Annotated in this window: 23 protein-coding genes; 7 read left to right on the plus strand and 16 right to left on the minus strand. The window is 73.4% G+C overall.

The genetic code is table 11. The annotated features are described in order from the left end of the window. Positions 1-73 precede the first annotated feature (73 nt). Complete coding sequence (locus tag ACFVWU_RS09725) at positions 74-1,543, minus strand: MFS transporter (protein ID WP_387617561.1); 1,470 nt, start codon at positions 1,541-1,543, stop codon at positions 74-76. 153 nt (positions 1,544-1,696) lie between these two features. On the opposite strand from ACFVWU_RS09725, the gene ACFVWU_RS09730 reads away from it, so the two are divergent. After that, on the plus strand, positions 1,697-3,763 hold the full coding sequence (locus ACFVWU_RS09730) for an MDR family MFS transporter (RefSeq protein ID WP_387617563.1): 2,067 nt from the start codon (positions 1,697-1,699) through the stop codon (positions 3,761-3,763). 25 nt (positions 3,764-3,788) lie between these two features. On the opposite strand, the gene ACFVWU_RS09735 is transcribed toward ACFVWU_RS09730, so the two are convergent. Continuing rightward, positions 3,789-6,191, minus strand: coding sequence for a sodium-translocating pyrophosphatase (locus tag ACFVWU_RS09735; RefSeq protein ID WP_387617565.1), 2,403 nt, complete (start codon positions 6,189-6,191; stop codon positions 3,789-3,791). A 214-nt stretch (positions 6,192-6,405) separates the two neighbouring features. Here ACFVWU_RS09735 and ACFVWU_RS09740 point away from each other — a divergent pair, with 214 nt between their 5' ends. Beyond that, the gene (locus ACFVWU_RS09740; RefSeq protein ID WP_387617671.1) at positions 6,406-6,888 is read left to right on the plus strand and encodes an inorganic diphosphatase; all 483 of its coding nucleotides are present in this window, start codon (positions 6,406-6,408) and stop codon (positions 6,886-6,888) included. Positions 6,889-6,943: 55 nt separating this feature from the next. On the opposite strand, the gene ACFVWU_RS09745 is transcribed toward ACFVWU_RS09740, so the two are convergent. The 3 genes from ACFVWU_RS09745 to ACFVWU_RS09755 form a co-directional block, all read right to left on the minus strand. Next, positions 6,944-7,330, minus strand: a complete 387-nt coding sequence (locus ACFVWU_RS09745) for a VOC family protein (protein ID WP_387617567.1) — start codon at positions 7,328-7,330, stop codon at positions 6,944-6,946. 9 nt (positions 7,331-7,339) lie between these two features. Beyond that, entirely contained in the window at positions 7,340-7,792 is a 453-nt protein-coding gene (locus ACFVWU_RS09750; protein ID WP_387617568.1) for a cupredoxin domain-containing protein, read from the minus strand. Between the two features lie 116 nt (positions 7,793-7,908). Continuing rightward, positions 7,909-8,946: an aldo/keto reductase gene (locus ACFVWU_RS09755; RefSeq protein WP_387617673.1), complete on the minus strand. Its 1,038-nt coding sequence runs from the start codon at positions 8,944-8,946 to the stop codon at positions 7,909-7,911. Positions 8,947-9,150: 204 nt separating this feature from the next. Here ACFVWU_RS09755 and ACFVWU_RS09760 point away from each other — a divergent pair, with 204 nt between their 5' ends. Continuing rightward, complete coding sequence (locus ACFVWU_RS09760) at positions 9,151-9,789, plus strand: TetR/AcrR family transcriptional regulator (protein ID WP_387617570.1); 639 nt, start codon at positions 9,151-9,153, stop codon at positions 9,787-9,789. A gap of 97 nt (positions 9,790-9,886) precedes the next feature. Here ACFVWU_RS09760 and ACFVWU_RS09765 read toward each other — a convergent pair whose 3' ends face one another. The 3 genes from ACFVWU_RS09765 to ACFVWU_RS09775 form a co-directional block, all read right to left on the minus strand. Next, positions 9,887-10,534, minus strand: a complete 648-nt coding sequence (locus tag ACFVWU_RS09765; protein ID WP_387617572.1) for a hypothetical protein — start codon at positions 10,532-10,534, stop codon at positions 9,887-9,889. Between the two features lie 139 nt (positions 10,535-10,673). Next, positions 10,674-11,720, minus strand: a complete 1,047-nt coding sequence (locus ACFVWU_RS09770; protein ID WP_387617574.1) for a TerD family protein — start codon at positions 11,718-11,720, stop codon at positions 10,674-10,676. Between the two features lie 125 nt (positions 11,721-11,845). Beyond that, positions 11,846-13,030, minus strand: coding sequence for a cytochrome P450 (locus tag ACFVWU_RS09775; RefSeq protein WP_387617576.1), 1,185 nt, complete (start codon positions 13,028-13,030; stop codon positions 11,846-11,848). Positions 13,031-13,099: 69 nt separating this feature from the next. Between ACFVWU_RS09775 and ACFVWU_RS09780 the strand changes: the two genes are divergently transcribed. Beyond that, positions 13,100-14,437: a pyroglutamyl peptidase gene (locus ACFVWU_RS09780; RefSeq protein ID WP_387617578.1), complete on the plus strand. Its 1,338-nt coding sequence runs from the start codon at positions 13,100-13,102 to the stop codon at positions 14,435-14,437. A 70-nt stretch (positions 14,438-14,507) separates the two neighbouring features. On the opposite strand, the gene ACFVWU_RS09785 is transcribed toward ACFVWU_RS09780, so the two are convergent. The 3 genes from ACFVWU_RS09785 to ACFVWU_RS09795 form a co-directional block, all read right to left on the minus strand. Beyond that, positions 14,508-14,933 (minus strand): cupin domain-containing protein, encoded by a 426-nt coding sequence (locus tag ACFVWU_RS09785; protein ID WP_387617580.1) that lies wholly within the window; start codon positions 14,931-14,933, stop codon positions 14,508-14,510. A gap of 129 nt (positions 14,934-15,062) precedes the next feature. Further along, positions 15,063-15,794, minus strand: coding sequence for a Mut7-C RNAse domain-containing protein (locus ACFVWU_RS09790; protein WP_387617582.1), 732 nt, complete (start codon positions 15,792-15,794; stop codon positions 15,063-15,065). An 81-nt stretch (positions 15,795-15,875) separates the two neighbouring features. Continuing rightward, positions 15,876-17,135 (minus strand): MFS transporter, encoded by a 1,260-nt coding sequence (locus ACFVWU_RS09795; RefSeq protein ID WP_387617584.1) that lies wholly within the window; start codon positions 17,133-17,135, stop codon positions 15,876-15,878. A 455-nt stretch (positions 17,136-17,590) separates the two neighbouring features. Between ACFVWU_RS09795 and ACFVWU_RS09800 the strand changes: the two genes are divergently transcribed. Beyond that, the gene (locus ACFVWU_RS09800) at positions 17,591-19,939 is read left to right on the plus strand and encodes a molybdopterin cofactor-binding domain-containing protein (RefSeq protein ID WP_387617586.1); all 2,349 of its coding nucleotides are present in this window, start codon (positions 17,591-17,593) and stop codon (positions 19,937-19,939) included. Between the two features lie 30 nt (positions 19,940-19,969). Beyond that, positions 19,970-20,434 carry a (2Fe-2S)-binding protein gene (locus ACFVWU_RS09805; protein ID WP_387617588.1) on the plus strand — a complete coding sequence of 155 codons (465 nt, stop codon included), beginning with the start codon at positions 19,970-19,972 and terminating at the stop codon, positions 20,432-20,434. A gap of 53 nt (positions 20,435-20,487) precedes the next feature. On the opposite strand, the gene ACFVWU_RS09810 is transcribed toward ACFVWU_RS09805, so the two are convergent. Both ACFVWU_RS09810 and ACFVWU_RS09815 read right to left on the minus strand, forming a co-directional pair. Continuing rightward, complete coding sequence (locus ACFVWU_RS09810; protein ID WP_387617590.1) at positions 20,488-20,895, minus strand: hypothetical protein; 408 nt, start codon at positions 20,893-20,895, stop codon at positions 20,488-20,490. A gap of 237 nt (positions 20,896-21,132) precedes the next feature. After that, positions 21,133-21,531: a hypothetical protein gene (locus tag ACFVWU_RS09815; RefSeq protein WP_387617592.1), complete on the minus strand. Its 399-nt coding sequence runs from the start codon at positions 21,529-21,531 to the stop codon at positions 21,133-21,135. Between the two features lie 266 nt (positions 21,532-21,797). Between ACFVWU_RS09815 and ACFVWU_RS09820 the strand changes: the two genes are divergently transcribed. Beyond that, a complete protein-coding gene (locus ACFVWU_RS09820) occupies positions 21,798-23,024 on the plus strand; it encodes a hypothetical protein (protein ID WP_387617594.1) in 1,227 nt (408 codons plus the stop codon). Positions 23,025-23,044: 20 nt separating this feature from the next. Here ACFVWU_RS09820 and ACFVWU_RS09825 read toward each other — a convergent pair whose 3' ends face one another. From ACFVWU_RS09825 to ACFVWU_RS09835, 3 genes are all read right to left on the minus strand, one after another. Then, positions 23,045-23,650, minus strand: a complete 606-nt coding sequence (locus ACFVWU_RS09825; RefSeq protein ID WP_387617596.1) for a TIGR03086 family metal-binding protein — start codon at positions 23,648-23,650, stop codon at positions 23,045-23,047. A 120-nt stretch (positions 23,651-23,770) separates the two neighbouring features. Continuing rightward, complete coding sequence (locus tag ACFVWU_RS09830) at positions 23,771-24,526, minus strand: SDR family oxidoreductase (RefSeq protein ID WP_387617597.1); 756 nt, start codon at positions 24,524-24,526, stop codon at positions 23,771-23,773. Between the two features lie 357 nt (positions 24,527-24,883). Further along, positions 24,884-25,630, minus strand: coding sequence for a transglycosylase family protein (locus ACFVWU_RS09835; protein ID WP_387617599.1), 747 nt, complete (start codon positions 25,628-25,630; stop codon positions 24,884-24,886). Between the last annotated feature and the right edge of the window lie 194 nt (positions 25,631-25,824).

The raw sequence follows: 25,824 nt of genomic DNA on the forward strand, positions 1-25,824 counted from the left end.
GTCGCGGACCGGTCGAACCCTCGCCGTCACGACAGCCGGGACCGCCTCGCTGGCGGGAGTTCGAGGACAGGCCCTACGCCCGCCGGCCCGCCACCTCGTCCGCCAGCGCCACCAGCAGCGCCATCAGGATCAGGCCCCCCGCCACCGCGACGCCCAGTTGGAAGGCCAGCGCCCAGTCCGGGTGGCGGCCGCCGGCGTGGGCGAAGAAGACCGAGCCGACCACCCCGATGCCGACCGCCGAGCCGACCCGCTGGGCGGTCTGCAGCACACCACCCGCGCTGCCCGCGCGGGCGAGCGGGACGTACTGGAGGGTGAGGGTCTGGTTCGGAGAGATCACCAGGCCGCTGCCCACCCCGGCGAGCAGCAGCGGGCCGAGCATCGCCCAGCCCACCGAGGGGCCCGACCACAGCTGCACCGCCAGGGCCGAGGCCAGCAGGCCGAGCAGCACCAGCAGCAGCCCCGCCACCACCAGCCGCCGCCCGAGCCGGGTCACCAGTCGGCCGCCGACGGCCGCCGCCACCCCCGATCCGACCGCGAAGGGGGTGACCGCCAGGCCCGCCGTCAGCGCCGAGTAGTGCAGGCCCACCTGGAGGTAGAGCGTGAAGATGAAGAAGATCGCGGTGAACCCGGCGAAGTACACCAGCGACAGCAGCACCCCCGCCGCGTACGGGCGCACCGCGAACAGCGCCATGCTCACCAAGGGTTCGCGCCGCCGCGCGTAGTGCCGCTCCCAGCCGACGAAGGCGGCCAGCAGCACCGCCGCCAGCGGCAGCAGCAGCCAGCGCACCGCACCGTGCCACTGCTGCGCCTGGACGAAGGGCAGCAGCAGCGCGACCGTCCCGACGCCGAGCAGCAGCACGCCGACCGGGTCGAAGTCGCGGTGCCCGACCCGGCCGGCGGTCGGGCGGGGCGCCGGGAGCAGCCGGTAGCCGATCGGCAGCGCGGCGGCGCCGATCGGCAGGTTGACCAGGAACACCCAGCGCCAGCCGTCCTGCGGGCCGAACAGGTGGATCAGCAGGCCGCCGAGCAGCGGTCCGACGGCGGTGGACAGCCCGATGGTCGCGCCGAGCGCACCGAAGGCCCGGCCACGGTCGGCGCCCTGGAACAGGATCTGGATGAAGCCGGACACCTGCGGCACCAGCACACCGCCGGCCGCGCCCTGGAACAGCCTGGCCAGCACCAGCCACTCCTGGTTCTGCGCCGCCCCGGCCAGGGCACTGGCCGCGGTGAACAGGGCGAGCCCGGCCAGGAAGACGGCCCGCCGGCTACGGGCGTCGCCGAGCCGCCCGGCCGGGACGAGCACCAGGCCGAAGGCGAGCGCGTAGCCGCTGAGCACCCACTGCAGGCCGCTGTCGGACATGTGCAGCCCGGCCCGCACGGTCGGCAGGGCGACGTTCACGATGCTGACGTCCAGCAGGGTCATGAACCCGGCGACCAGGCAGACCATGAGCGCCCGCCAGCGCCGTGCCTCGGCCCGCCCGCCGGCGGCGGAGGAGCCGGGCGGCCCGGGGTTCACGGCGTTGCGGGAGGACTGGGCGATCATTGGGAGCCCCTTCCCGGTGTCCGGGGGGATCCGGCTCGGCCCATCGTCGCCCGGCCCGCACCGCGCCGCCACCCGGGCCCGGGCACGGGCCTCCCCTCACCCGTACGGCCGAACCGGATCGCGACCGGCCCGTACCCGCCGGAGGCTGGCGGCATGACTGTCGCCAGCGAGACCCAGCCCTCCGCCCCGCCGGTGCTCGACGTACGGCAGCGGAACGTCGTCTTCGGCACCATCGTGCTCGGCATCCTGCTGGCCGCCCTGGACCAGACCATCGTCGGCACCGCGCTGCCCACGATCGTCGCGGACCTCGGCGGGGCCGCGCACATGTCCTGGGTGGTGACGGCCTATCTGCTGGCCGAGACGGTGGCCACCGTGCTGGCCGGCAAGTTCGGCGACCTGTACGGGCGCAAGCTGCTGTTCCAGGTCTCGGCGATCGTCTTCATCACCGGCTCGTTCCTGTGCGGCCTGGCCACCGACATGATCCTGCTGATCGCCTGGCGGGCGGTGCAGGGCATCGGCGCGGGCGGGCTGATGGTGACGGCCATGGCGCTGATCGCGGACGTCATCCCGCTGCGCGAGCGCGGCAAGTACCAGGGCGCGATCGGCGCGGTGTTCGGTGTGGCCACGGTGATCGGGCCCCTGCTGGGCGGGCTGTTCACCGACCACCTGTCCTGGCGCTGGGCGTTCTACGTCAACGTGCCGATCGCCGTCCTGGTGGTGGCCTCGGCCGCCCGGACCATCCCGTCGGTGCGCTCGGCGGTGCGTCCGGTGATCGACTACCTGGGGATCGCGCTGGTCTCGGTCGGCGCCAGCGCCCTGATCCTGGCGACCAGTTGGGGCGGCAACCAGTACGCCTGGGGCTCCGGGGTGATCATCGCCCTGTTCGCGGGCGGCGCGGTGGCGCTCGGGCTGTTCTGCTGGGTGGAGACCCGGGCGGTCGAACCGATGCTGCCGATGCGGCTGTTCCGCAACCCGGTGTTCGCGGTCTGCTCGGTGCTCAGCTTCGTCGTCGGCTTCGCGATGCTCGGCGCGCTCACCTTTCTGCCGACCTTCCTGCAGTACGTGGACGGCGACTCGGCGACGGTCTCCGGCGTGCGGATGCTGCCGATGGTGATCGGCCTGCTGATCGCCTCGATCGCCAGCGGCAACGCGGTCAGCAGGACCGGCCGGTACCGGCTGTTCCCGATCGTCGGCACCCTGGTGATGGCCCTCGGCCTCTACCTGCTCTCCCGCCTCCAGCCCGGCACCGGCATCGCGTTGGCCTCGCTCTACATGTTCGTGCTCGGCGTCGGCATCGGGCTGAGCATGCAGGTGCTGACCATCGCCGTGCAGAACACCGTCGACTACACGGACCTCGGCACCGCCACCTCCGGGGTGACCTTCTTCCGCACCATCGGCAGCTCCTTCGGCACCGCCGTGTTCGGCACCGTCTACGCCAACAGCCTCACGACCGAACTGGCCAAGGGCATCGCCTCCGCCGCCCGGCTCACCGGCGCCGACCCTGCCGTGCTCGCCCGCGCCGCCGAGAGCCCGCACGGCCTGCACCGGCTCCCCGCCGCCCAGGCCGCACCGATCGTCCAGGGGTACTCCGACGCCCTGCACACCGTGTACCTGTGGTCGATCCCGGTGGCCCTCGTCGGCTTCGTGGTCGCGTTGTTCCTCAAGCAGGTGCAGCTGCGCGACACCGCCCGGGCCGGCTCCACCGACATGGGCGAGGGCTTCGGCCAGCCGACCACCAGCGACTCCGACCCGCACCTGGAGTACGCGGTCTGCACGCTCGTGCGCGGCGTGGACCTGGACACCGTACGGACCATCGTCGGCGCCGCCGACACCCGGGTGGACCTCGCCGGGGCCTGGGCCCTGATGGAGGTGGCCCGCCACACCAAGGCCCTCGGGCACGCCTCCCTCGACCTGATCGCCGCCCGCAAGCGGGTGCCGCCCGAGGTGCTGGAGCCCGTCTTCGAGCGGATGACCGCCGAGGGCTACCTCACCCGCGACGGCGACGGGTTCACTCCCACCGAGGCCGGCGTCAGCCAGGTGCGGGCCCTCGGCCGCGCCTGGTCGGGCTGGCTCAACGACCGCCTGGACGCCGACGCCGGCCGCCCGCGCAGCCCCGAGCTGCGCACCGCGGCGGACGCCGTCGCCTGGCGCCTGCTGGTCGAGGACCTCGCCAACGGCCTTCCGGCTCACGTTCGTTCCGAGGACGGCGCGAGGGTCTGAGGCACGGTCGGTGCGGTCGGGCGCCTCACCGGACGGGTGCGGGCTCCTCCGGCGCGGGGGCGCCGGCGGGCGTTTCGTCGGCGCCGACGGCGATGCCCCGGCGCTTGGAGATCCACACGGCGAGGACGACGACGGCCAGCGCCAGCAGGGCGATGGCCAGCCGGAGGCCCAGGTTGGCATGCGGGCCGAAGCTGAGTTTGACGATCGCCGGCGCCACCAGGAGGGAGACCAGGTTCATCACCTTCAGAAGCGGGTTGATGGCCGGTCCGGCAGTGTCCTTGAAGGGATCGCCCACGGTGTCGCCGATGACGGTGGCTTCGTGCGCGGGGCTGCCCTTGCCGCCGTGGTGACCGTCCTCGACCAGCTTCTTGGCGTTGTCCCAGGCGCCGCCCGAGGTGGCCAGGAAGACGGCCATCAGGGTGCCCGCGCCGATCGCTCCGGCCAGGTAGGAGCCCAGTGGGCCGACGCCGAGCAGGAAGCCGAGGGCGATCGGGGTCAGCACGGCGAGCAGGCCCGGGGTGACCAGTTCGCGCAGCGCGTCGCGGGTGCAGATGTCCACCACCCGGCCGTACTCGGGCCGCTCGGTGCCGTCCATGATGCCGGGCCGGGTCCGGAACTGGCGCCGGACCTCGAAGACGACCGAGCCGGCGGAGCGCGAGACGGCGTTGATCGCCAGACCGGAGAACAGGAAGACGACGGCGGCGCCGGCCAGCAGGCCGACCAGGTTGTCGGGCTGGTCGATGGCCAGGCTCAGGCTCGAACCGTGGGCGGCCGGGCCGATCTGTTCCTCGGCGGTCGCGATGGTGTCGGTGTAGGAGCCGAACAGCGCGGTGGCGGCGAGCACCGCGGTGGCGATGGCGATGCCCTTGGTGATCGCCTTGGTGGTGTTGCCGACGGCGTCGAGTTCGGTGAGCACCTGGGCGCCGGCGCCGGTGATGTCCCCGGACATCTCCGCGATGCCCTGGGCGTTGTCGGAGACCGGGCCGAAGGTGTCCATCGCGACGATCACACCGACGGTGGTCAGCAGTCCGGTCCCGGCCAGCGCGACCGCGAACAGGGACAGGATCAGCGAGCCGCCGCCGAGCAGGAAGGCGCCGTAGACGGCGGCTCCGATGGCCACGGCGGAGTAGACGGCCGCTTCCAGGCCGAGCGCGACGCCGGAGAGCACCACGGTGGCCGGCCCGGTCAGCGAGGTCTTGCCCACGTCCCGTACCGGGCGGCGGGTGGTCTCGGTGAAGTAGCCGGTCAGTTGCTGGATGACGGCGGCCAGCACGATCCCGATGGCCACCGCGGCCAGGGCGAACACCCGCGGGCTGCCCGCGTGCCGGGTGATCTCGGCGGACACCCCGTGCAGACCGGAGAAGCGGGCCGGGAGGAACGCGAAGACCGCGCCGGCCACCAGGACGAGGGACACCACGGCGGAGGCGAAGAAGCCGCGGTTGATGGCGGTCATCCCGCTGCGGTCCGTGGGCCGTGGGGAGACCATCTCGATGCCCAGGACCGCCGTGAGCACCCCGATGGCGGGCACCACCAGCGGGAAGGTCAGCCCGTTGTCACCGAAGGCGGCTCTGCCCAGGATCAGCGCGGCGACCAGGGTCACGGCGTAGGACTCGAACAGGTCGGCCGCCATCCCCGCGCAGTCGCCCACGTTGTCACCCACGTTGTCGGCGATCGTCGCCGCGTTGCGGGGATCGTCCTCGGGGATCCCCTGCTCGACCTTGCCCACCAGGTCCGCGCCCACGTCCGCGGCCTTGGTGAAGATCCCACCGCCCACCCGCATGAACATCGCCAGCAACGCCGCTCCGAAACCGAAGCCCTCCAACACCTTCGGCGCGTTCGCCTGGTAGATCAGCACCACCGTCGCCGCCCCCATGAGGCCCAGCCCCACGGTGAACATCCCCACCACCCCACCGGTACGGAAGGCGATCCGCATCGCCCGGTGCGACACCCTTCGCACGATCGACGCCGCCGTCGGTCCTTCCCAGGACTCGGCGGCCGGGACCGGCGCCGTCCCCGCCCGGGCCGCCGCCGCCACCCGGACGTTGCTGCGCACGGCGAGCTGCATCCCGACGTACCCCGTCGTCGCCGAGAAGGCCGCCCCGACCAGGAAGAACACCGAACGCCCGATCCGCTGCCCCCAGTTGTCCGCCGGCAGCAGCAGAAGCACGAAGGGCACCACCCCCGCGAAGACGCCCAGGGTACGGAACTGACGCCTCAGGTAGGCGTTCGCACCCTCCTGAACCGCCCCGGCGATCCGCCGCATCGTCTCGGTGCCCTCGTCCGCGGCCAGGACCTGGCGGGCGAACGCCCCGGCCACCATCAGGGCTCCCGCCCCGATCACCGCGACGATCACCAGCAGTGTCCGGCCCGACCCGGTCAACACGGGCGCGGCCGCAACGGACACGCCCACAGGAAAGATCCCAGCCATTCCGTCCTCCTTGACGTCGTGCCTGGGGCGCCAGGTGCGCGAATTCGCCGCCCGGGAACTGTCAGACCGAGGCTAACCCCGGGGGCTGGAGGTCTCCACGGGGGTTAGGGCAATCGCGTGCCCGGCATGCGACGGCGAGTGATCCCCTCGAAGATGGTGCTGCCGACGCCGTCGGACGCCACGGATCGTGAAGGAGAGCGACATGGACCCCGAGGTGGACTTCGAGGTGATCGTCGAGATCCCGCAGGGATCACGGAACAAGTACGAGATGGACCATGCCGTCGGACGGATCCGCCTGGACCGGATGCTGTTCACAGCCACCCGCTATCCGGCGGACTACGGGTTCATCGAGGACACCCTCGGCGGGGACGGCGACCCCCTCGATGCCCTCATCCTCGTCGACGAACCCACCTTTCCCGGATGCGGCATCACCTGCCGCGCCATCGGCATGTTCGTCATGACCGATGAGAAGGGGCCGGACGAGAAGATCCTCTGCGTGCCCGCCCACGACCCCCGCTTCACCCGTCTGCAGGACATCGACGACATGCCCCGGCACGACTTGAACGAGATCACCCACTTCTTCGAGGTCTACAAGGATCTCGAACCCGGAAAGTCCGTCGAGGGCTCCCACTGGGCGAACAAGGCCGACGCCTACGCCGAGATCGAGGCCTCACGCGCCAGAGCCGCCGCCCGGTAGGCCCGTGCTGCGGCGCACTGTCCTCCGGCTTGACCTCCGGCGAACCGACGAGGCGTCAGGAGCCGCTGCCATAGGGCCTGGTGATGACTTCCAGGTGGTGGCCGGACGGATCCAGGAAGTAGACGCCGCGGCCGCCGTCGTTGTGGTTGATCTCGCCGACCCGCTGCATGTGCGGGTCGGCGTAGAACTCGATGCCACCCTGCTGGATCCGGGCGAAGATGCCGTCGAACTCCGCCTCCGAGACCAGGAAGGCGTAGTGCTGCGGGGTGAGGCGCTCGGCATCGGCGGTGGCGAAGTCGAGGGTGACTCCGTTCGCCGTGGCGAGTGGCAGGAACGGGCCCCAGGCCGCTCCGAGTTCGAGGCCCAGGATGCCGGCCACGAACTCGGCGGACTCCTGGCGGTCACGGGCGAAGACGATGGTGTGGTTCAGCTCGACGGACATGCCGGTGGCCTACTGCACCACGACCGTGCCGTGCATGAAGGGGTGGATCGAGCAGATGTACGCGTACGTCCCGGGCGTGGTGAAGGTGTAGCTGTACGAGGCGCCCTGGTTCAGCGGCGCGGAGTTGAGCGGTCCGGAACCGGTGCTGGTCACCGTGTGCGCGTCGCTGTCGTTGTTGGTCCAGGTCACCGTGGTGCCCGTGCTGACCGTGAGTGTGCTGGGCGCGAACGCGTAGTTCGCTATGGTGACCTGCTGCGCTCCGGCGGCCGGGGCCTTGGGCGCGGCCGTCAGGACCGTCTGCGAGACCGCGGACGCGGCGACCCCGTGCGATGGTGCGGCCGCCGTGCCCCCGGCGCCGAGCGCGCCGAGCCCCGCGGCGACCACAGCGGCCACCAGGGGTCTCGCGATCCGACGGCGCGCGTTGTCGTTGCTCCTGGTATTCCTGCGTGATATCTCAGTCATGATGCCCACCCGACGTGTGTTGGCTTGACGCAGGGCCTTTTCAGCGTATCCCCGCGCCGCCGGATGGACATCTCAGCAGCCGGTGAAAGCCAGCGAGCTCGGTTTTCGCAGGTCAGTCAGCTGGCGATCGGCGGATTCAGCCGGGCGAACGCGGCCTGACGGTGGTACGGAAAGTACGGGTACGGCGCGGTGCGGGCGCTCGCCGCGTCCAGTCGGGCGACCTGCTCCGGCGTCAGCGACCAGCCGACCGCGCCGAGGTTCTGCCGCAGCTGCTCCTCGTTGCGGGCGCCGATGATGACGGAGGAGACGGTCGGGCGGCGCAACAGCCAGTTGATCGCGACCTGCGCAACGGTGCGGCCGGTCTCGGCGGCGACCCCGTCGAGCGCGTCGACCACCCGGTAGAGCAGCTCGTCCTCGACCGGCGGACCGTAGTCGGCGGTGTCGTGCAGTCGACTGCCGGCCGGGAGGGGCTGCCCGCGGCGGATCCGGCCGGTGAGGCGGCCCCAGCCGAGCGGGCTCCAGACCAGGGCGCCGACGCCCTCCTCCCGGGCGAGCGGCATCAGCTCCCATTCGTAGTCGCGGCCGACCAGGGAGTAGTAGACCTGGTGGGCGGCGTAGCGGGGGCGACCGCAGCGGTCCGCGAGGGCGAGGGACTTCATCAGCTGCCAGCCGGAGAAGTTGGAGACGCCGGTGTAGCGGATCTTGCCCGCGCGGACCAGGTCCTCCAGGGTGGCCAGCACCTCCTCGATCGGAGTGCCGGCGTCGTAGGCGTGCAGCTGGAAGAGGTCCAGGTAGTGGGTGCGGAGGCGGCGCAGCGCGTCGTCCACGGATCGGGTGAGCCGGGCGCGGGAGGTGCCGGCGTCCTGGGGGCCGTCACCGAGCGGCAGTCCGGCCTTGGTGGAGATCAGCACCTGGTCGCGGCGGCCGCGGACGGCCTGGCCGAGCACCTCCTCGGAGGCGCCGTCCGAGTAGACGTCGGCGGTGTCGAAGAGGGTGACCCCGGCGTCGATGGCGATGTCGAGCAGGCGGCGAGCCTCCTGGACGTCGGTGGTGCCCCAGGCGCCGAACAGCGGGCCGCGGCCGCCGAAGGTGCCGGTGCCGAGACCGAGCACGGGGACCTTGAGTCCGGACGCGCCGAGCCGGCGCCACTCCATGCCGGTGCCGCCCATGCCGGTGGTGACCGCTTCCGTGCCGGCCGTGCTCGTACTGGCCGCTTCCGAGGTGGCCGTGTTCGTGCCGGCCGGGTTCGCGCTTGCCATGACAGTACTCCCCTCGAAGCCCCTAATGGGACTCCCATTCCGTTAGGATGCCTCGAAGCTAGCAGACCCCTCCCACCTAATGGAACAGGAATCCCGTTAATGGCCGCCGAACCCGTCGACCCCGTCGAGTCCTCCACACCCGGCACGGTCCGCCCCGGCGGCCGGACCGCCCGGGTGCGCGCCGCCGTCCTGCGGGCCGCCGAGGACGCCCTGGTCGAGCACGGCTTCGGCGGCCTCGACCTCGGCGACATCGCCCAGCGGGCCGAGGTCGGCCGCACCACCGTCTACCGCCGCTGGGGCAGCACCACCGCCCTGGTCGCCGACCTGCTCGCCGACATGGCCGAGCAGTCGCTGCCGCGCACCCGCAGCGGCACGCTCACCGAGGACCTGCGGGCCAACGCGCGCCTGGTCCAGCGCACCCTGGCCGACCACCGGCAGGGCGCGCTGTTCCGCGCGGTGATCGTGGCGGCGAACGGCGACCCGGGGACGGCCGAGGCCCTGCAACTGTTCTACCGGCGCCGGGTCGAGGAGTGGGCGCCGTGCGTCACCGAGGCCGTCGAACGCGGCGAACTCCCGCCGGACACCGACCCGTTGGAGGTGATCCGGGCCGTCTCGGCGCCGCTCTACTACCGGATGCTCACCACCGCCGAGCCGCTCGACGAGCCCGCCGCCGACCGCGCCGCGGCCGCCGCCGAGGCCGCCGCCCGGGCCGGGGCGTACCGGCGGGAGGGCGACTGAGGCACCCGGGAACGCCCTGGAAGGCCGGGGGCCACCCGGGAACGCCGACGGCCGCACGACGCGCTCGCGTCGTGCGGCCGCTCGGGCCCGGGACCGGTCAGTCCTCGTCGAACTCCTCGTACTCCTCGCGCAGGTTCTCCAGCAGCCCCACCCAGAGGTCCGACTTGTCCGGCCCCTGGCCCAACTGCGCCACCAGCGCCTCGAATTCGTCCAGCGCGGCCTGCGCGTCGCCGTTGACGATCCGCTCCTCGAAGCCGGCCAGCAGCCCCAGGGCGCCGATCACCTCGGGCAGCGAGTCGGCCGCCCAGCCGCCGTGGCCCCGCCCGGTGGTCCAGCCGTCCGAGTTGTAGATCTCGACGACACCGCACTCGGCGTCGACCATCAGGTGCCAGTCGTCGAACTTGCCGACGCAGTAGGCCAGGCCCGCCGGGGAGTCGTCCTCGGGGTCGCGGGCGTACAGCTCGTCGGTGTCCGCCTCCCACATGCCGCGCTCGGGCAGGTCCGCCGAGTCGTAGCCGACGAAGTCCAGCTCGACGGCCGGGATGCCGACCTCGGCCAGGAACGCCCGGGCCGCGCCCGACTCCAGCCCCTCGGGCAGCGTCTCGGGCCGCCACAGCGTGCCCTCGCCGAAGCGGGACTCCAGCCAGGCCGCCGTGGGGTTCCTGGCGGCGGCCAGCAGCTCGGCGTGCGGCCCGTCGGCCACGTCCGCGGCATCGGTGGCTTCGGTCGCGTCGGTCGCGGTCATCGGTACATCTCCCCCGGTCAGAGCGGCGCAAGGGCCCCATTCAAGCGCACCGCACCGACAGCAGGTGCCACCGGGCCGGCTCCTCACGGACAGGACGGGGGCGCCTGCGACGGGAGGAGCCGGCCGGAAGGACGACTTCCTAGAAGAACGAGTCGTCGTCGTCCTCGTAGTAGTTGTTGACGACCACGTGGGGCTCGTCGTCGCTCAGCGCCTCGTTGAGCAGCATGCCGCCGACCAGGCCCGCCGCGCCCGCGCCGATCATCGCGCCGGTGCCGAAGCGCCGGCCCTGGTCCTGCTGGCCGGGCACCTGCGGGTGGCCCTGCTGCACGGGCTGGACCTGCTGGACCTGCTGCGGGTAACCGGCCTGCGGCGGGGTGTAGAACGGCGGGACGGTGGTCTGCACCCGCTGGGCGCAGGCGGCGCAGGCCTCGACCTGGCGCGGCACGCCCCACTGCGGCTGCCACAGCACAGCGGTCGAGCCGTAGCCGTGCGAGGGGTCGAAGAAACACGTCACGGGGGAACTCCCTGTTGCTGGCTGGGACTTCGGAACGGCGGGCGCCGCGGCGGGGGCGGCGGGCACGGCGGGGACAGGAGCCGGGGCGGGCGTCGGCGCGGCGGCGGGTGCGGGCTGCAGCACGTCGACGCCGAAGTCCGCGGCGATGCCCGCGAGCCCCGAGGCGTACCCCTGCCCGACGGCGCGGAACTTCCAGTCCGCGCCGTGCCGGTAGAGCTCGCCGAACACCATCGCCGTCTCGCTGCCCGCCTCCGGCCGCACGTCGTAGCGGGCCACCTCGGTGCCGCCGTCCGCGTCGCTGAGCCGGATGTACGCGCCGCGGACCTGCCCGAAGGTCTGCCGCCGCTGCGCCGCTTCGTAGATCGCCACCGAGAAGACGATCTTCTCCACGTCGGCGGCGACCTCGGCGAGCCGGACCTCGATCCGCTCGCGGTCGTCACCGCCGCCGGCGCCGCCCTGGTGGCGGACCGATCCGTCCGGGCTCTGCAGGTTGTTGAAGAAGACGAAGTGCTGGTCCGTGAGGACCTTCCCGGACGCCCCGCAGAGCAGCGCGCTGGCGTCCAGGTCGTACCCGCCGCCGGCCGTCCAGCCGAGGCCCACCCGGACCACTCGCAGCCCGGGGGCCTGCTTGCCCAGGGAGACGTTGCCGCCCTTCGTCAGGGCCACACTCATGGGGTTTCCTCCACCACCGTCCGAAACACGCTGTCCGACCACGACAACGCTGTAGAGATCGAGCCGGTTCCCGGCCGTCGCGTCAACGCCGCGTCAGCGCCGGACCGCTACCCGCCGGTGCCGCGTCAGTACCGCACCGGGAGTTCCAGCAGGCCACGGGCCCGCATGGTGGGCCGGTGGCGCAGCCGCCCGACCGGGACGTCCAGGGCGAGGTCGGGGAAGCGGCGCAGCAGCGCGGTCAGCGCGAGGGAGGTCTCCATCCGGGCCAGCGGGGCGCCCAGGCAGTAGTGGATGCCGTGGCCGAGGGCGAGGTGGCCGTTCTCGCGGCGGCGCAGGTCGAGCCGGTCGGGGTCGGTGAACTGCTCGGGGTCGCGGTTGGCGGAGGCGAGCGAGAGCAGCACGGTCTCCCCGGCCGGGACGGTGACGTCGCCGATGGTGACGTCCTCGCGCGGGAAGCGGCGGATGGACAGCGGGGCGGGGCCGTCGAAGCGGGCGAACTCCTCGACGGCGCTCGCGATCAGCTCGGGCTCGGCGCGCAGGGCGGCGAGCTGCTCGGGGTGGGTGAGCAGGGCGAGGACGGCGTTGGCGATCAGGTGGACGGTGTTCTCGTAGCCGGCGAAGAGGATCAGGAAGGCGAGCGAGGTCAGCTCGTCCTCGCTCAGGCGGTCCTGTTCGTCGCGGACCGCGATCAGGTCGGAGAGCAGGTCGTCGGCCGGTTCGGCGCGCTTGCGCTCGATCAGGCCGGTGAAGAAGCCGAGCATCGACTTCACGGCGGCGCGGGTTTGCTCGGGGCGGGCCGGGTCCGGGGTGATCAGGGTGTCGGTCCAGGAGCGGAAGTCGAGCCGGTCGTCCTCGGGGACGCCGAGCAGGTCGCAGATGACCGTGATCGGCAGCGGCGCGGCGTAGCTGGCCAGCAGGTCGGTACGGCCCAACGGCTCGATCGTGTCGAGGAGTTGCTCGGCGACCCGCTCGATCGGCGCGTGCAGGGCGCTGACCCGGCGCGGCGTGAAGGCCCGCGAGACCAGGCGGCGGATCCGGGTGTGGTCCGGCGGGTCCATGTTGAGCAGGTTGGCGTCCAGCGCGGGCGGCAGTGAGAAGCCCCTGTAGTTCCCGGGCGCGGCGTGCGCCTTGTCGAGGGCGAGCCTGGGGTCGGCGAGCGCCTGGCGGACGTCCGGGTAGCGGGTCACCAGCCAGACGGGCAGCCCGTCCGGGCCGACGATCCGCCGGACCGGCGCCTCGGCGCGCAGCTTGGTGTAGGCGCCGTACGGGTCGGCGATCAGGGACTTCACGGTCGGGTCGAGGGGTGTCACCCGCCCAGCCTACGGGTACCGTGCGGGCACCCTGGCGGGGCGTCAGCCCGGCACCTATTGTCGGTGGACATGACACAGCTTCGCCGTGCCACCGGACGTACCGTCGGCCGCCACGCCGAGCGCGCCGGACGCACCGTCGGACGTGCCGGACGCGCCGTCGGCCGTACCGCCGCCCTGGCCGCCGCCCTCGCCGGGACACTCGCGGCCCTGCTGGCCCCGGCCACCGCCCACGCCGAACGGCCCGGCTGCCGGTCCGTCGCCACCGCGCCCGTGGACGCCGAGCAGGCCCGCCTCCAGGACGCCCGGACCGCCGCCTTCATCGAACACTCCGGCTTCGACGAGTTGCTCGCCGGCTTCCCGGCCGCGCTCTGCGCCGCCCGGAACGCCCACCGCGCCGAGCGGGTGGTGGACGCCTGGGGCCGGGCGCTCTGGCAGGCCGGCGTCGACCGCGCCCAGGGCCGCCGACCGGGCGGCGCACTGCCGGCCCGCGACGACCGGCCGCTGTACTGGAGCAGGCTCGCCATGACCGTCCAACTCGAGTGCTGGCAACCGAAGTTCGACGTCGACCACGCCGACCTGCGGGCCCGTTTCGAGGACGCCTCCCGCGGCCTGGACGACGGCTTCAGCAGCGACCCCGACATCCGGCGGATCTTCGTCAGCGGCTTCGACCCGTACGGCCTGGACACCGAACCGCGCCGCGCCAACCCCTCCGGCGCGGCCGTCCTGCAACTGCACGGACAGCGGATCACCCTCGCCGACGGCAGCGCCGCCGAGGTCCGGGCCGTCGTCCTGCCGGTGCGCTACGGCGACTTCGACGACGGCATCGTGGAACGCGCGTTCGGCCCGCACCTGGTGCCCGGCGCCCAGTCAGCCGACCTGATCACCAGCATCAGCCAGGGCTACCCCGGCACGTTCACCCTGGAGGCCTGGGCCGGCCGCGCCCGCTCCGCCGACCCGGCCACCGACAACGTGGGAGCCCTCTCCGGCGGCACCCGCGACCACCCGGTCGACGCCCCGGGCCTGGCCGACGGCCCCCAGTTCATCCACACCACCCTGCCCACCGACGCCATGACGGCCGTCCAGCAGCCCTACCCGGTCCTGCTCAACACCCCCGTCACCGAGATCCCCGAGGGCGCCACCACCCCCGTCACCCGCCCCGACGGCCCCACCCCCGGCTCCCGCGCCGTCGCCGGAGGCGGCGGAGGCTACCTCTCCAACGAGGTCGCCTACCGCTCCAACCGCCTGCGCCTCGACCTCGCCCCCGACCTGCCCGGCGGCCACCTGCACACCCCGGTCCTCACCGGACTCCCGGCGGACCAGGCGCAGGTCACCTCGCCGGAGTTCGAGCGGAACGAGGCGGCGATCTCCGACCAGGTCGGGGCGATCCTGCGCAGTGCCCGGATCTGAGGAGCGGCGGCGCGGCCGCGGGCAGCCGACTCCGAGGCGCCCGGCCCAGCCCGGCCCGGCGTTCCCCGGCTCAGCGGCCGGTCGCCTTCCAGGGGCCGTCCTCGGGCCGCGCCTCGGTGTCCGTCCCCGGCCAGGGCGGCATGGTGACGGCCGTGATCCGCAGCGGGCCGTCACCGTCCGCGTCGGCCCGGAACTGGAAGGCGGTGCCCAGCGGGATCGACGCCGCCGTCCCGGGCACGAGCCGGACGGTCTCCTCCCGGCCGTCCTGGCGCCGCCACAGTTCGCCGCTGCCCGCGGTGACCTGCCACAGCTCCTGCACGGTCGCGTGCGACACCGCGCGGCTGACCTGCCCGGGGGCGAGTACGAAGACCGCGAGGCTGCCGTGCCCGTCCAGGACCAGCAGCGGGCGGACCTCGGCCCCGTCCGGGGCGGTCACCACGGGGGCGTCATCGACCTCCGCGGTCTCGAAGGGGTGGTGCACTGGCTGACCGCTCATCCGACGACCCGGCCTCTCTCCTCATGACGGAGTTCCTGGACTCGTCCCCCACCACCGATGAGACCACGGCCGTCCGAGGGCCCGCCATACCCACTGACGCCTAGCCGACCCCGCGCGGACCCCGAGCCGCTACCCCGGGACACCCCCGAACTCGCGCACGGCGTCGGTGACGATGGCCTCCAGCCGTGCGTGGTGGGCGCCGCGCCAGTAGGCCTGTCCGCAGTCCTCGCACTGGGCGAAGGCGTCGTAGGAGCGCTCGGTGCCGTCCCGGAGCTGCTCGCGCACCGAGGTCTTGGTGACCGTGCGCAACGTGCCGTTGCAGGTGGTGCAGCGGCTCCAGGGGGCGAGTGGCGGGGCGAAGCGGGAGAGCACGTCGCGCAGCTGCTCGGCGGGGCGGTGGCTGTAGACGTAGGCGCCGGCCCAGAGTTCGCGGCGGTGCAGCAGGCCGCGGTCGCGGGAGAGCATGACGCGCTGCTCGGCGGCGGAGCGGGCGGCCAGGGCGGCGTCGCCGATGTCCGGGTTCTCGTAGGCGGCGTCGACGCCGAGCAGGCGCAGTCGGCGGGCGAGGGTGCCGAGGTGGACGTCCAGCAGGAAGCGTGGCGGGGTGGGCGAGGGCTGCGGCCTGGTCACGGCTTCGACGGTGACGTGCTCGGCGTCGGCCGGGACGTACGAGTCGGGGACGGGCCGTCCGTCCACCAGCAGGGCGCCCACCTCGGTGCGCGGGATGCCCAGGGACTCGACCACGTGGCCGAGGGTGGAGGTGCCGTCGGTGCGCAGCGAGGTGCGGCCGGCCCGCCGGGGCGCGGAGACGAAGAGGTGCAGCTCAGGGGCGAAGTCGAGCCAGATCTGGGGCTTGTCCACGCGGCCAGCATGCCAGCGCACGGTGGGCGGGGGCCACCGTTTTCCGGGCGGCCGGCCGCTTTCCGGGCGCCCGCCCTCCGGCTACCCCCGGGTGGCCGCGAGCGCCGGGGCGGCCACGGGCCGGCGCTCGCTCGCCGCCCAGCGGGCGACCGGCCCCATCGCGTACCCGGCGGCGAGGAACACCCCGCCGAGCACCAGCCAGCCCGCGAGGCCGCCGTCCAGCAGCAGCGTGGTGAGCAGCAACGGTCCGAGGGTGCGGGCGACGGCGACGCCGGTGCCGAAGAAGCCCTGGTACTGACCGATCCGCTCCGGCGGCGCGAGGTCGAAGCCGAGCTGCCAGGAGCCGGCCGACTGCCGCATCTCGCCGGCCACCTGCAGCACGGCCCCGCCTGCCAGCAGCGCGCCGACCGCCCACACCGGGACGTCCACCGCGGACAGCCCGAAGACCGCGCAGGAGGCGAGCAGCAGCACCCCGGCCGCGCGGACCGCCTTCACCGCCGAGTCCAGCCCGGTGACGCCGCGCGCCGCCCGGACCTGGAAGGCCAGCACCGCCACGGTGTTGAGCACGAACAGCGCCGAGCCGAGCCAGCCGATCCCTGGGGCGCGCTCGGCGATCCACAGCGGCAGCACCAGGCTGAGCAGCGGCATCCGCAGCAGCAGGACGGTGTTGACCAGGGTGACGGCGGCGTAGCGCCGGTCCCGCAGTACGGCCAGGCGCGGGCCGGTGCCCGACTCCGGTGGCGCGGACGGGACTTCGGGCAGTCGGCGGAGTACCAGCGCGCCGGCCAGGAAGCCGAGCGCGGTGACGGCGAAGGCGCCGAGGTAGGCGGTCCGGGTGCCGAAGGTGAGCGCGATGCCGCCGATGGCGGCGCCAACGGCCAGTCCTCCGTTGAGGGTTGACTGCAGATGGGCGAGCAGTCCGGTCCGTTCGGCGCGCGGCACCAGGCCGGCGACCAGCGCCTGCCGGGCGGCGGTGAGCCCGGACTGCGCGGTGGCGTAGAGGCAGACGGCGAGCAGGAACGGCCCGTAGGAGCGGATCACCAGGAAGGCGGCGACCACGGCCGTGGTGCCGAGCGCGAGCGCCACCGCCGTACGGCGCGGCCCCCAGCGGTCGGCGAGGTGGCCGAGCGGGACACCGGCGAGCGAGCCGAGTGCCCAGGCGACGGCGAGACCGACGCCGAGGGCGGTCGGCGACATGCCGACCACGCGGGTGAAGTAGAGCGCGGAGCAGGTGTAGTAAGCGCCGTCGCCCACGGCGCTCACCAACTGGGCTGCGGCGAGTGTCCGCTGGGGTCCGGCGGGCGGCAGCAGGGCAAACCGGGCGGCGCTGCGGTTCGACACGTCTCTCCTGTTCGGTACTTCGCTCCTGGCCGGCTGACGGGCCGGCAGGCGGGCTGACGGTCGGGCTGACGAGCGGCGCGCAGGCATGGCGTCCACAACCGTCGCCGCCGGCCGTCGGCGTCTTGAAACCCACCCTAGGGGGCCGAATGGACCATGCGACAGGTCCATTGATCTTGCCATTTCCTGGGCCACTCAAGGCCGCCGCCGCACCGCCGGGCGACCGGTGAACCCCCGTACGAAAGCGGCCCGTCGAGCCCCAGGCGCGCTTCGACCGCACCGGGCCCGGCCGCGCCCGCGCGGCCGAAGCGCCGTCCGTACCCGCTCCGACTCCCCCGCCCTGAGCGGACGGAGCACCTCCACCACCCGACCGGAGGGCCAAGATTGGCCGTGTTGACCCGTCAGTAGCGCCCTCCTATGCTCAACGGCGTTCGCGATCCGGCACCGGGGCCGGGGCCGTGCGTGCCCGCCCGATCCGGCGCCGTCTCCGGCTCGAAGGGCTTCCTCCCATCAGCACCTCCATCGCGCCCTCGGACTCCACCGCCTCGAACTCCACCGGCCACCCGGGCGAGGCAGCCGAGCCGGCCGTCGCCGAGGGCACCGGTCGGCGCCGATTCCTCACCTACCTGCTGGCCGCCCCGACCCTCACCGTCGCCGCCCGGCTCGGCCTGGACGCCGCCGCACCCGCCTCCGCCCAGGCCGCCGTACAGGCCGCCGCGGCCGCCCAGGACACCACCGCGCCACCGCAGTTGCTCGGCCTGCCGGGCATCCCGGACGTCCTCGACCTCGGTGACGCGATGATCCTCGCCGGGCTGCCCACCTCGCACCTGCTGGTGCTCGAAATCACCCCCGCCGGGCGTGCCGCGCTCCACCTGCCGCGCCTGGAGGTCGGCCAGGGCCTTACCACCGCGATCGCCATGCTGGTCGCCGAGGAACTCGACGCCAAGCTCACCGACGTGGACGTCCCGCTCTCCGACGGCCGCCCCGAACTGCTCTTCAACCAGCTGACCGGCGGCTCCAACTCGGTGCGCTCGCTGTACGACCCGGTGCGCGCCGCGGCGGCCGCCGCCCGCGCCCGGCTGGTGACCGCCGCCGCCAACCGCTGGAACGTTCCGGCGACCACCCTGCGCACCGCCGACACCGCCGTCCTCGCCCCCGACGGCCGCCGCCTCGGCTACGGCGAACTCGCCGCCGACGCCGCCTCGGTGGTGCTGCCCGCCGTGCCCGGCACGCCCAAGCCGGCCGACCAGCGGCGCCTGGTCGGCACGCCCACCGGCCGGATCGACGCCCGCGACATGGTCACCGGACGCGCCAAGTACGCCGGAGACCTCCAGATCCCGGGCGCCGCGCCGACCGTGGTCGCCCGCCCGACCACCATCAACGGCACCCTCAAGTCCCTGGACGCCTCGGTCGCCCGCGCCATGCCCGGGGTGCTCGCCGTGGTGCAGATCCCCAGCGGCGTCGCCGTCCTCGCCGAGACCTTCGACCAGGCGCTCAAGGCCCGTGACGCCCTGCGCACCACCTGGAACCCCGGTCCGGTCGCCGACCTGTCCACCGCCGACATCCAGGCCCAACTGCGCGCCGCGCACGCGCCGTTCCTCCTGCCGCCGCTGCTCACCCCGTACCTGGACGGCGAGTTCGACTTCGCCTTCGTCAACCACGCCCCGATGGAGGTGCTGACCGCCGTCGCCGACGTGCGGCCGGGTCGCGCGGAGCTGTGGTTCGCCGCGCAGAGCCCGATCATCGCCCAGCAGACCATCGCCGCCGAACTCGGCCTGCCGCAGAACGCCGTCACCGTCCACGTGGTGCGCGGCGGCGGCTCCTTCGGGCGCCGGCTGTTCTTCGACGCGGCCCTGGAGGCCGCCCAGATCTCCCAGGCCGCCGGCCGCCCGGTCAAGCTGATGTGGACGCGCAACGACGACATGCGCCACGGCCGGATGCGCCCCGCCAGCCACCACCGGATCCGCGCCACCTACGGCCTCGGTCAGGTGCTCACCTGGGAGCACCGCGCCGCCACCGTCCGGACCGACCTCTCGCACGGCCTCGGCGAGGCGCTCACCGGGGCCGGGTTCAACCTCTCGTTGGCCGGGCTCAGCCTCGCCCAGGCCTTCTTCCTGCTCACCGAGAAGAACCCGTACAACGTCGGCATCCCCACCCAGCTGCTCGCCGAACTGCCGCTGGCCGTGCACACCGGCAGCTGGCGCTCGGTCTACTCCGGCATGGTCCGGGTCGCCGACGAGATCATGATGGACGAACTCGCCCGCCGGATGGGCCAGGACGAGGTCGCCTTCCGCCGCGCCCGGGTGCGCGACGCCGCCGGACAGGCCGTCCTGGACAGCGTCGCCAAGGCCGGCGACTGGGGCCGCCCGATGCCGGCCGGCCACGCCCAGGGCGTCGGCTACCACGACGAGAACGGCGGCCGGGTCGCCTACCTGGTCGAACTGGACGCCTCCGACCGGGCCAACCCCCGGGTCACCAAGGCGGTGGTCGCCGCCGACGTCGGCCAGGTCATCAACCCCCGCGGCCTGGAAGCCCAGTTGACCGGCGCGCTGATCGACGGCATCTCGGTCATCCTGCAGGCGGGCAACCACATCGACAACGGCGCGGTACGGGAGGGCAGTTACGCCGACTTCCACTACGCCCGCCAGCGGCACACCCCGCCGGTGGTCGAGATCCACCTGATGCCCCCGAGCGGATCACCGGGCGGCGCGGGCGAGTTGGGCGTCCCGGCGGCCTCGGCTGCCGTCGCCAACGCCTACGCGCGCGCGACCGGCACCAGCCCGCGCTCCTTCCCCATCAACTTCTGATCACCCAGAGCCCGAGGATCACCACTCCCCATGCCCACCCACACCTTCGTCCTCAACGGGCAGCCCGTCACCGTCGAGGCCCCGGACGACATGCCGCTGCTCTGGGTACTGCGCGACAAGCTCGGCGTCACCGGCCCCAAGTACGGCTGCGGGGTGGGCGTCTGCCGGGCCTGCACCAGCCACCTCGACGGCCAGGAGTTCCAGCCCTGCACCCGCTCCGTCAAGGACTGCGAGGGCCACACCGTCACCACCATCGAGGGCCTCGCCGACGGCGACACCCTGCACCCGGTCCAGGAGGCCTGGATCGACTGCGACGTCGCCCAGTGCGGCTTCTGCCAGCCCGGCCAGATCATGACGGCGGTCGCCCTGCTGCGCCGCACGCCCGACCCCACCGACGCGGACATCGACCAGATCCAGAACATCTGCCGCTGCGGCAGCTACCCGCGCATCCGCGAGGCGATCAAGCGCGCGGCGGCGGCCCGGCGGACGCACTGACGCGGGTGCGCCCCGCCCGACGGACGGGCGGGGCGCACCGGGTCAGCGGGCGGTCAGCACTGCGGGATGGTCCCCGCGTGGAAGTTCCAGTTGTTGTCGGTGTAGGCACCGTACGTGTAGGCCGTCCCGTACCAGTAACCGTAGCCGGCGGAGTACACGGCGGTCACCCGGTACCACACGTCGCCCTGGTTGTTGATGTCCTGGCCCGTGGTCCAACACACCATGTTGACCGCATCGCCGGACCACGAGTACGAGCCCAGGTCACCGGTGGTCTTGGCCGTCCAGGAGTACGGTGCCGAGTAGACGCCCACGCCGTGGCCGGTGGGGTTGTTGTTGAGGTAGTACCAGCCGACGGCGTTGGCGTCGCCCGCCGAGAGGCCGACCCCGGCCGCTGCCAGCGCCACCGCGGCCACCGCGGTCGCCCCGCGCCGCCCGATCTTGTTGAGGATGTTCTTGACCATGCCGATTCTCCTGTCCGGTCGAACCGTTCTGATGCCGTCCCGTTGACCTCGACGGCGGAGCAAGCTGACCCGATCACCACCGGTGTTCGGTACCGCCTGACAGGAACTGACAACAGCTGACACCATCGGCCGCGCGCCCCGAACGGCCTTCCGACGGCCTTCCGACGGCCTTCCGAGGCCGACAACGCGAAGTGCCCCCGTCCGGCGGCCCGGGGGCACTCGCGGTTCAGTGGGATCTCAGCACTGCGGAACAACGCCCTGGTGCCACACGAGGCCACCGTCCACGTAGGAGGCGTAGACGTAGCCGTTCCCGTACCAGGTCTGCCCGGTGGAGGCGTAGTGCGCGGCGTCCACCCGGTACCACACGTCGCCCTGGTTGTTGATGTCCTCACCCGTGGTCCAGCAGACCACGTCGACGGAGTCCCCGTGGTGCAGGTCTCCCGTGACCTTCCACGACTTGGTGGTGGGCTGCGCGTAGACGCCCACCGCCTGACCGATGACCGGGCCGCCGACGGTGACCCACCCGAAGGCGGACGCCTCGCCCGCCGAAAGGCCGACCCCTGCCGCCGCCAACGCCGCCGTCACCACCACGGTCGCCCCACGCCGTCCGATCCTGCCGAGCAGGCTCTTGACCATGTCGATTCTCCCTTCCTGTGGAACCGTTGTGCCGTCCCGCCGCCTGACGTCGACGGCGGTGCCAGCTGACCTGACAGGCGCTGGTGTTCGATACGGGCCACCGAGATCTGACAACAGCTGACACGGGCGGCTGACCACCCCGAACGCGCCATCCCCCGAGGAAAGTTGTCAGACCTCTGATCGCCACCGTCACCCGCCGCTATGATCCGTACGCAACAAGCAAGCAGCGCCACCAAGGGATCTGACATCTGACAACAGGGGGCGTCATGGCGGAGCACGCACGTGACCCGCGACCCGGGCAAAGGGCAGCCTCGCCCACCGCCGCCGAGAGCTTCGCGGGCGAGCTGCGCACCCTCCGGCTGGACGCGGGCCAGCCCTCGTTCCGCACCATGGCCAGGACGGCCGGCTCGATCTCCCACACCACGCTCTACGAGGCCGCCTGCGGCTCGCGGCTCCCGTCCTGGGCCACCACCAGGGCCTTCGTCCAGGCTTGCGGCGGCAACGAGGAGGAATGGCACCGCCGTTGGACAGCGGCCGTCAACGGGGAGCCGCCCGCCGGGCCGGTGCTCCCCTCGCCCGCGGTGACATCGAACCCGGAACCGCGGCCTCCTCTCCCCTCGGCCGAACCGCCGGTGCCATCGGTGCTGTTGGTCCCACCGTTGCCGCCGGCCGTACCGCACCCGCACCGCCGTCGGATCTGGACCCACGCGCTCAGCCTGCTCGTCGGCCTGCTGCTCGGCATCCTCGGCACGCTGGGCCTGCTCGCGATCCGCGCGCCCGCCGCCCATCCCGACGCGCGGACCTGTCCGTCCGCCGAACCGGACACCCCCGACCCGCAACCGACGCCCGCACCGGACGGCGCGACCCCGAGCACCGAGGCCGGGTCCTGGATCGCCCGGACCGCCTACGACCAACAGGCCGCCTCCAGTACGCGACTCGCGATCCCCGTACGCGTCGCGGTCACCCCGGGAGACACCCTGGTCGTCGCGATGATGCTCACCGGCACCTGCCCCGGCCCGGTCAAGGTCACGGACGGTCACGGCGACCGATTCCAGGTCCTCGGGGACGTCACCGACTCGCTGCGCCACCGGGTGCTCGTCCTCGCCGCCTTCGGCGCCACCGCCCTGACCACCGCCGACTCGATCCGCGCCGACTACCCGCGCGCCGGCGAGTACCACATGACCGTGGACGAGTTCCGGGGCGTCACCACCGTCCGGGCCGTCACCCGTGCCTCCGGCGACGCCGGTGGCACCGACTTCACCACCGCGGCGACCGCCACCACCTGCGACCCGGGCGACCTCCTGGTGAGCGCGGTCGGCAGCAACACCGGCACCGCCCCCGAGTTCGGCACCGGCTGGACCACCCTGCCGGCCCTCCAGCTCTCGTCCTACCGCCTCACCACCGCGCACCGGATCGCGGCCGACGCCGAGCACTGCGTCGCCGCCGGCCGGACCACCTCCCAGTGGGGCGCCGTCCTGGCCGTCCTCCGCTGACCCGCGGTCCCGGACCGCCGTCACGAACCGGAGGCCGCCCAGGGGTCGCGGCCGAAGAACGCGGCGAGCCGGTCGTACGGCGGGGCGTCCGCCGGGGCGGGGACCTCGGGGCCGAAGGCGTGGTGGTCGGACTCCTCGCCACGGTACTCGGGTTTGAGCGCGCCGCGGGCCCAGGTGAGGGCGGCGGCCGAGACCTCGTGGTCCAGACCGTCCGTGGACTGGCTGGTGGCTCTGGCCAAGTCCCAGGCGTGGACGGCGAATTCGGCGACCTGCTGGTCCACCGGGAAACGTGCCGGGAGGGCGCCGACGCCGGGGACCTCCACCGTCCCGGTGAGGTCCCCGGCCGCGCGCCAGGCCTCGACCAGCCGCTCCGCGCCGGCCTCGAAGGCGTGCAGCCACTCCTCTTCCACCCGTTCGAACGGCTGCGACCAGTCCGGCTGCCCGCCCTGCGCCCGGACGGTGAACTGCCGCAGGTCGAACAGCAGATGGCTGATCAGGTCGCCGACGTCCCAGGAGCGGCAGGGGGTCGGGTGCCCGGCCAGCTCGACGCCGGCGCCGTCGATCAGACCGGCGGTCTGCGCGAGGGCCCGGGCGAGCAGCTCGATCGGGTCGTCCACGGCGGTCATGGCACACCTCTCGGTCGGGAAGGGGGGACGGGTCGTGCCGGGTGATCGTAAGCACGTGCGCCCACGACCGCCCGGCACGACACCGGCCCCCCGACCGACCCGACCGCTCCCGACCGACCGTCAGGCCGCGAACCCGCCGTCCACCGCGAGCTCCGCACCGCTGACGTACCGGCCCTCGTCGCCGACCAGGTAGGCGACGGCGGCCGCCACCTCCGCCGTCGTGCCGTAGCGGCCGAGCGCGGTGAAACTGCGCTGGAAGTCGGCGGACTCGCCGTCGGCCGGGTTCATGTCGGTGTCGATCGGGCCCGGGTGGACCAGGTTGACGGTGATCCCGCGCGGACCGAGTTCCCTGGCCAGCGCCTTGGTGAGACCGATCAGCGCGGCCTTGCTGGTCGCGTAGAGCGTGCCGCCGGAGAAGGCGACGCGCTGCGCGATGCAGCTGCCGATGCCGACGATCCGTCCCCCGTCCGTCAGGTGGGCGGCCGCCGCCTGCGCGAACAGGTAGGGCGCCCGGACGTTCACGTCCAGCACCCGGTCGATCTCGTCCAGCGTCATCTCCTCGATCGGCCCTCCGGCGCCGACGCCCGCGTTGTTCACCAGGATGTCCAGCCGACCGAACCGCTCGGCGACCGCCGCCACCGCGGCGCGCACCGCCTCCGGGTCGGCGCCGTCCGCCTGGACGGCCCAACCGGTCCGGCCCATCGCGCTGATCTTCGCGACCACCTCCTCGGCCCGGTCGGCCGCGCCCTGGAAGGTCAGCGCCACATCGGCACCGTCCTCGGCCAGCCGCAGCGCGACCGCCGCCCCGATCCCCCGGCTGCCGCCGGTCACCAGGGCCACCTTGCCGTCGAGCGCCGCCGTACCGCTCATCGTCATATCCACAGAACTCCTTGCTCCGGTCTCGGACATGAGGCAATCCTCGACCGAAGCCCTCCCCGACTCCGGCGGTATTCAGACGTTGCGTTCAACGTTCAACTACGACTCCGCGCGCCCCCGGTCGTACGACCCGACCGCCGGCTGCCCGGTCCAGTTCGGCCCGGCCGACGGGTCGGCGCCCGCGCAGTCGCAGGGCGGCTCGACCGGTCGCCCGCCGTCGAGGAGCAGCAGGTGCCGGCGCGCAGATCCCCCGCGGGGAGCCTGACGCACGGACCCGGCGCGCGGGAACCGCGAACGCGCCGAGCGGCCACCCCGCGCAGGGGTGGCCGCTCAGGCGGCGTCAGGACGCGGGAGGCGTCAGACGGTCAGGGTCTGCCCCGGGAAGATCAGGTCCGGGTTGCCGCCGATGGTGCGGGCGTTCTTGCTGTACAGGCTGTCGGTGTCGACGCCGAACTTGGCGGCGATGTCGCTCAGCGTGTCACCGCTGCGAACGGTGTAGCTGCCGCCGGTGGCGTTCTTCTCCGCGACCGGCGCGGACTGGGCCGGCTTGGCGGACGGCTGGCCCTTGGCGGCCTTCGACGCCTGCTTGGCCTTGGGCGCGGCCGGCTGGGCAGCCTTCGGGGCCGCGGCGGGCTTCTCGGCCCGCTGGACGGGCTTGGCCGCGGCGGCGCTGTCCGCCGAGGTGTCGACGGCCGCCGGGGCGCCGCCCTTGCTCAGGCCCGCCTTCTGCGAGCAGACGGGCCAGGCGCCCGGCCCCTGCGAGGCGAGGACCTTCTCGGCGACGGCGATCTGCTGCGCCTTGGTCGCCTGGTTGGCCTGGGCGGCGTACGCGGTCCCGCCGTACGCGGCCCAGGTGGACGGGGTGAACTGCAGTCCGCCGTGGAAGCCGTTGCCGGTGCTGATGCTCCAGTTGCCGCCGCTCTCGCACTGGGCGACGGCATCCCAGGCGGAGGAGGGTGCGGCAGAGGCCGAGGTGGCCGTGACGAGGCCGGCCACCGGCAGGGCCGCGACGGCGGCACCCGCGAGGACCGCCATCCGAACGCGGTTGCGCTTGGTGCTGACGGTGGTGTCGGTGGCAGCGGCGGTCTCGTGACGGGAAGTCATGAAAGTCCTCTCGACAAGCCCCGGGCGGGCAGGCGGAACCAGGCCCGGGACATGGGCAGGTCGGTCGCGCTTACCTCGCTCGACGGGCGGCCGCGCACGTGTCGGACGTGCCGTGCCGCCCCGGCCACCTCCGCTCGCCGACGGCCTGTTCGAGCCGGCCTGGTCGGCGGGCACCGCCCTCGCGCCGGGGGTCA

Origin of the sequence: Kitasatospora sp. NPDC058190, from assembly GCF_042883685.1 — a bacterium.
GTDB lineage: Bacteria > Actinomycetota > Actinomycetes > Streptomycetales > Streptomycetaceae > Kitasatospora.

Excerpts from the sequence above, each read along its gene's own strand:
- ACFVWU_RS09725 (WP_387617561.1), bottom strand. The coding sequence starts at position 1,543 with ATGATCGCCCAGTCCTCCCGCAACGCCGTGAACCCCGGGCCGCCCGGC.
- ACFVWU_RS09730 (WP_387617563.1), top strand. The coding sequence starts at position 1,697 with ATGACTGTCGCCAGCGAGACCCAGCCCTCCGCCCCGCCGGTGCTCGAC.
- ACFVWU_RS09735 (WP_387617565.1), bottom strand. The coding sequence starts at position 6,191 with ATGGCTGGGATCTTTCCTGTGGGCGTGTCCGTTGCGGCCGCGCCCGTG.
- ACFVWU_RS09745 (WP_387617567.1), bottom strand. The coding sequence starts at position 7,330 with ATGTCCGTCGAGCTGAACCACACCATCGTCTTCGCCCGTGACCGCCAG.
- ACFVWU_RS09750 (WP_387617568.1), bottom strand. The coding sequence starts at position 7,792 with ATGACTGAGATATCACGCAGGAATACCAGGAGCAACGACAACGCGCGC.
- ACFVWU_RS09755 (WP_387617673.1), bottom strand. The coding sequence starts at position 8,946 with ATGGAGTGGCGCCGGCTCGGCGCGTCCGGACTCAAGGTCCCCGTGCTC.
- ACFVWU_RS09760 (WP_387617570.1), top strand. The coding sequence starts at position 9,151 with ATGGCCGCCGAACCCGTCGACCCCGTCGAGTCCTCCACACCCGGCACG.
- ACFVWU_RS09765 (WP_387617572.1), bottom strand. The coding sequence starts at position 10,534 with ATGACCGCGACCGACGCGACCGAAGCCACCGATGCCGCGGACGTGGCC.
- ACFVWU_RS09770 (WP_387617574.1), bottom strand. The coding sequence starts at position 11,720 with ATGAGTGTGGCCCTGACGAAGGGCGGCAACGTCTCCCTGGGCAAGCAG.
- ACFVWU_RS09780 (WP_387617578.1), top strand. The coding sequence starts at position 13,100 with ATGACACAGCTTCGCCGTGCCACCGGACGTACCGTCGGCCGCCACGCC.
- ACFVWU_RS09785 (WP_387617580.1), bottom strand. The coding sequence starts at position 14,933 with ATGAGCGGTCAGCCAGTGCACCACCCCTTCGAGACCGCGGAGGTCGAT.
- ACFVWU_RS09805 (WP_387617588.1), top strand. The coding sequence starts at position 19,970 with ATGCCCACCCACACCTTCGTCCTCAACGGGCAGCCCGTCACCGTCGAG.
- ACFVWU_RS09810 (WP_387617590.1), bottom strand. The coding sequence starts at position 20,895 with ATGGTCAAGAACATCCTCAACAAGATCGGGCGGCGCGGGGCGACCGCG.
- ACFVWU_RS09815 (WP_387617592.1), bottom strand. The coding sequence starts at position 21,531 with ATGGTCAAGAGCCTGCTCGGCAGGATCGGACGGCGTGGGGCGACCGTG.
- ACFVWU_RS09820 (WP_387617594.1), top strand. The coding sequence starts at position 21,798 with ATGGCGGAGCACGCACGTGACCCGCGACCCGGGCAAAGGGCAGCCTCG.
- ACFVWU_RS09825 (WP_387617596.1), bottom strand. The coding sequence starts at position 23,650 with ATGACCGCCGTGGACGACCCGATCGAGCTGCTCGCCCGGGCCCTCGCG.
- ACFVWU_RS09830 (WP_387617597.1), bottom strand. The coding sequence starts at position 24,526 with ATGACGATGAGCGGTACGGCGGCGCTCGACGGCAAGGTGGCCCTGGTG.
- ACFVWU_RS09835 (WP_387617599.1), bottom strand. The coding sequence starts at position 25,630 with ATGACTTCCCGTCACGAGACCGCCGCTGCCACCGACACCACCGTCAGC.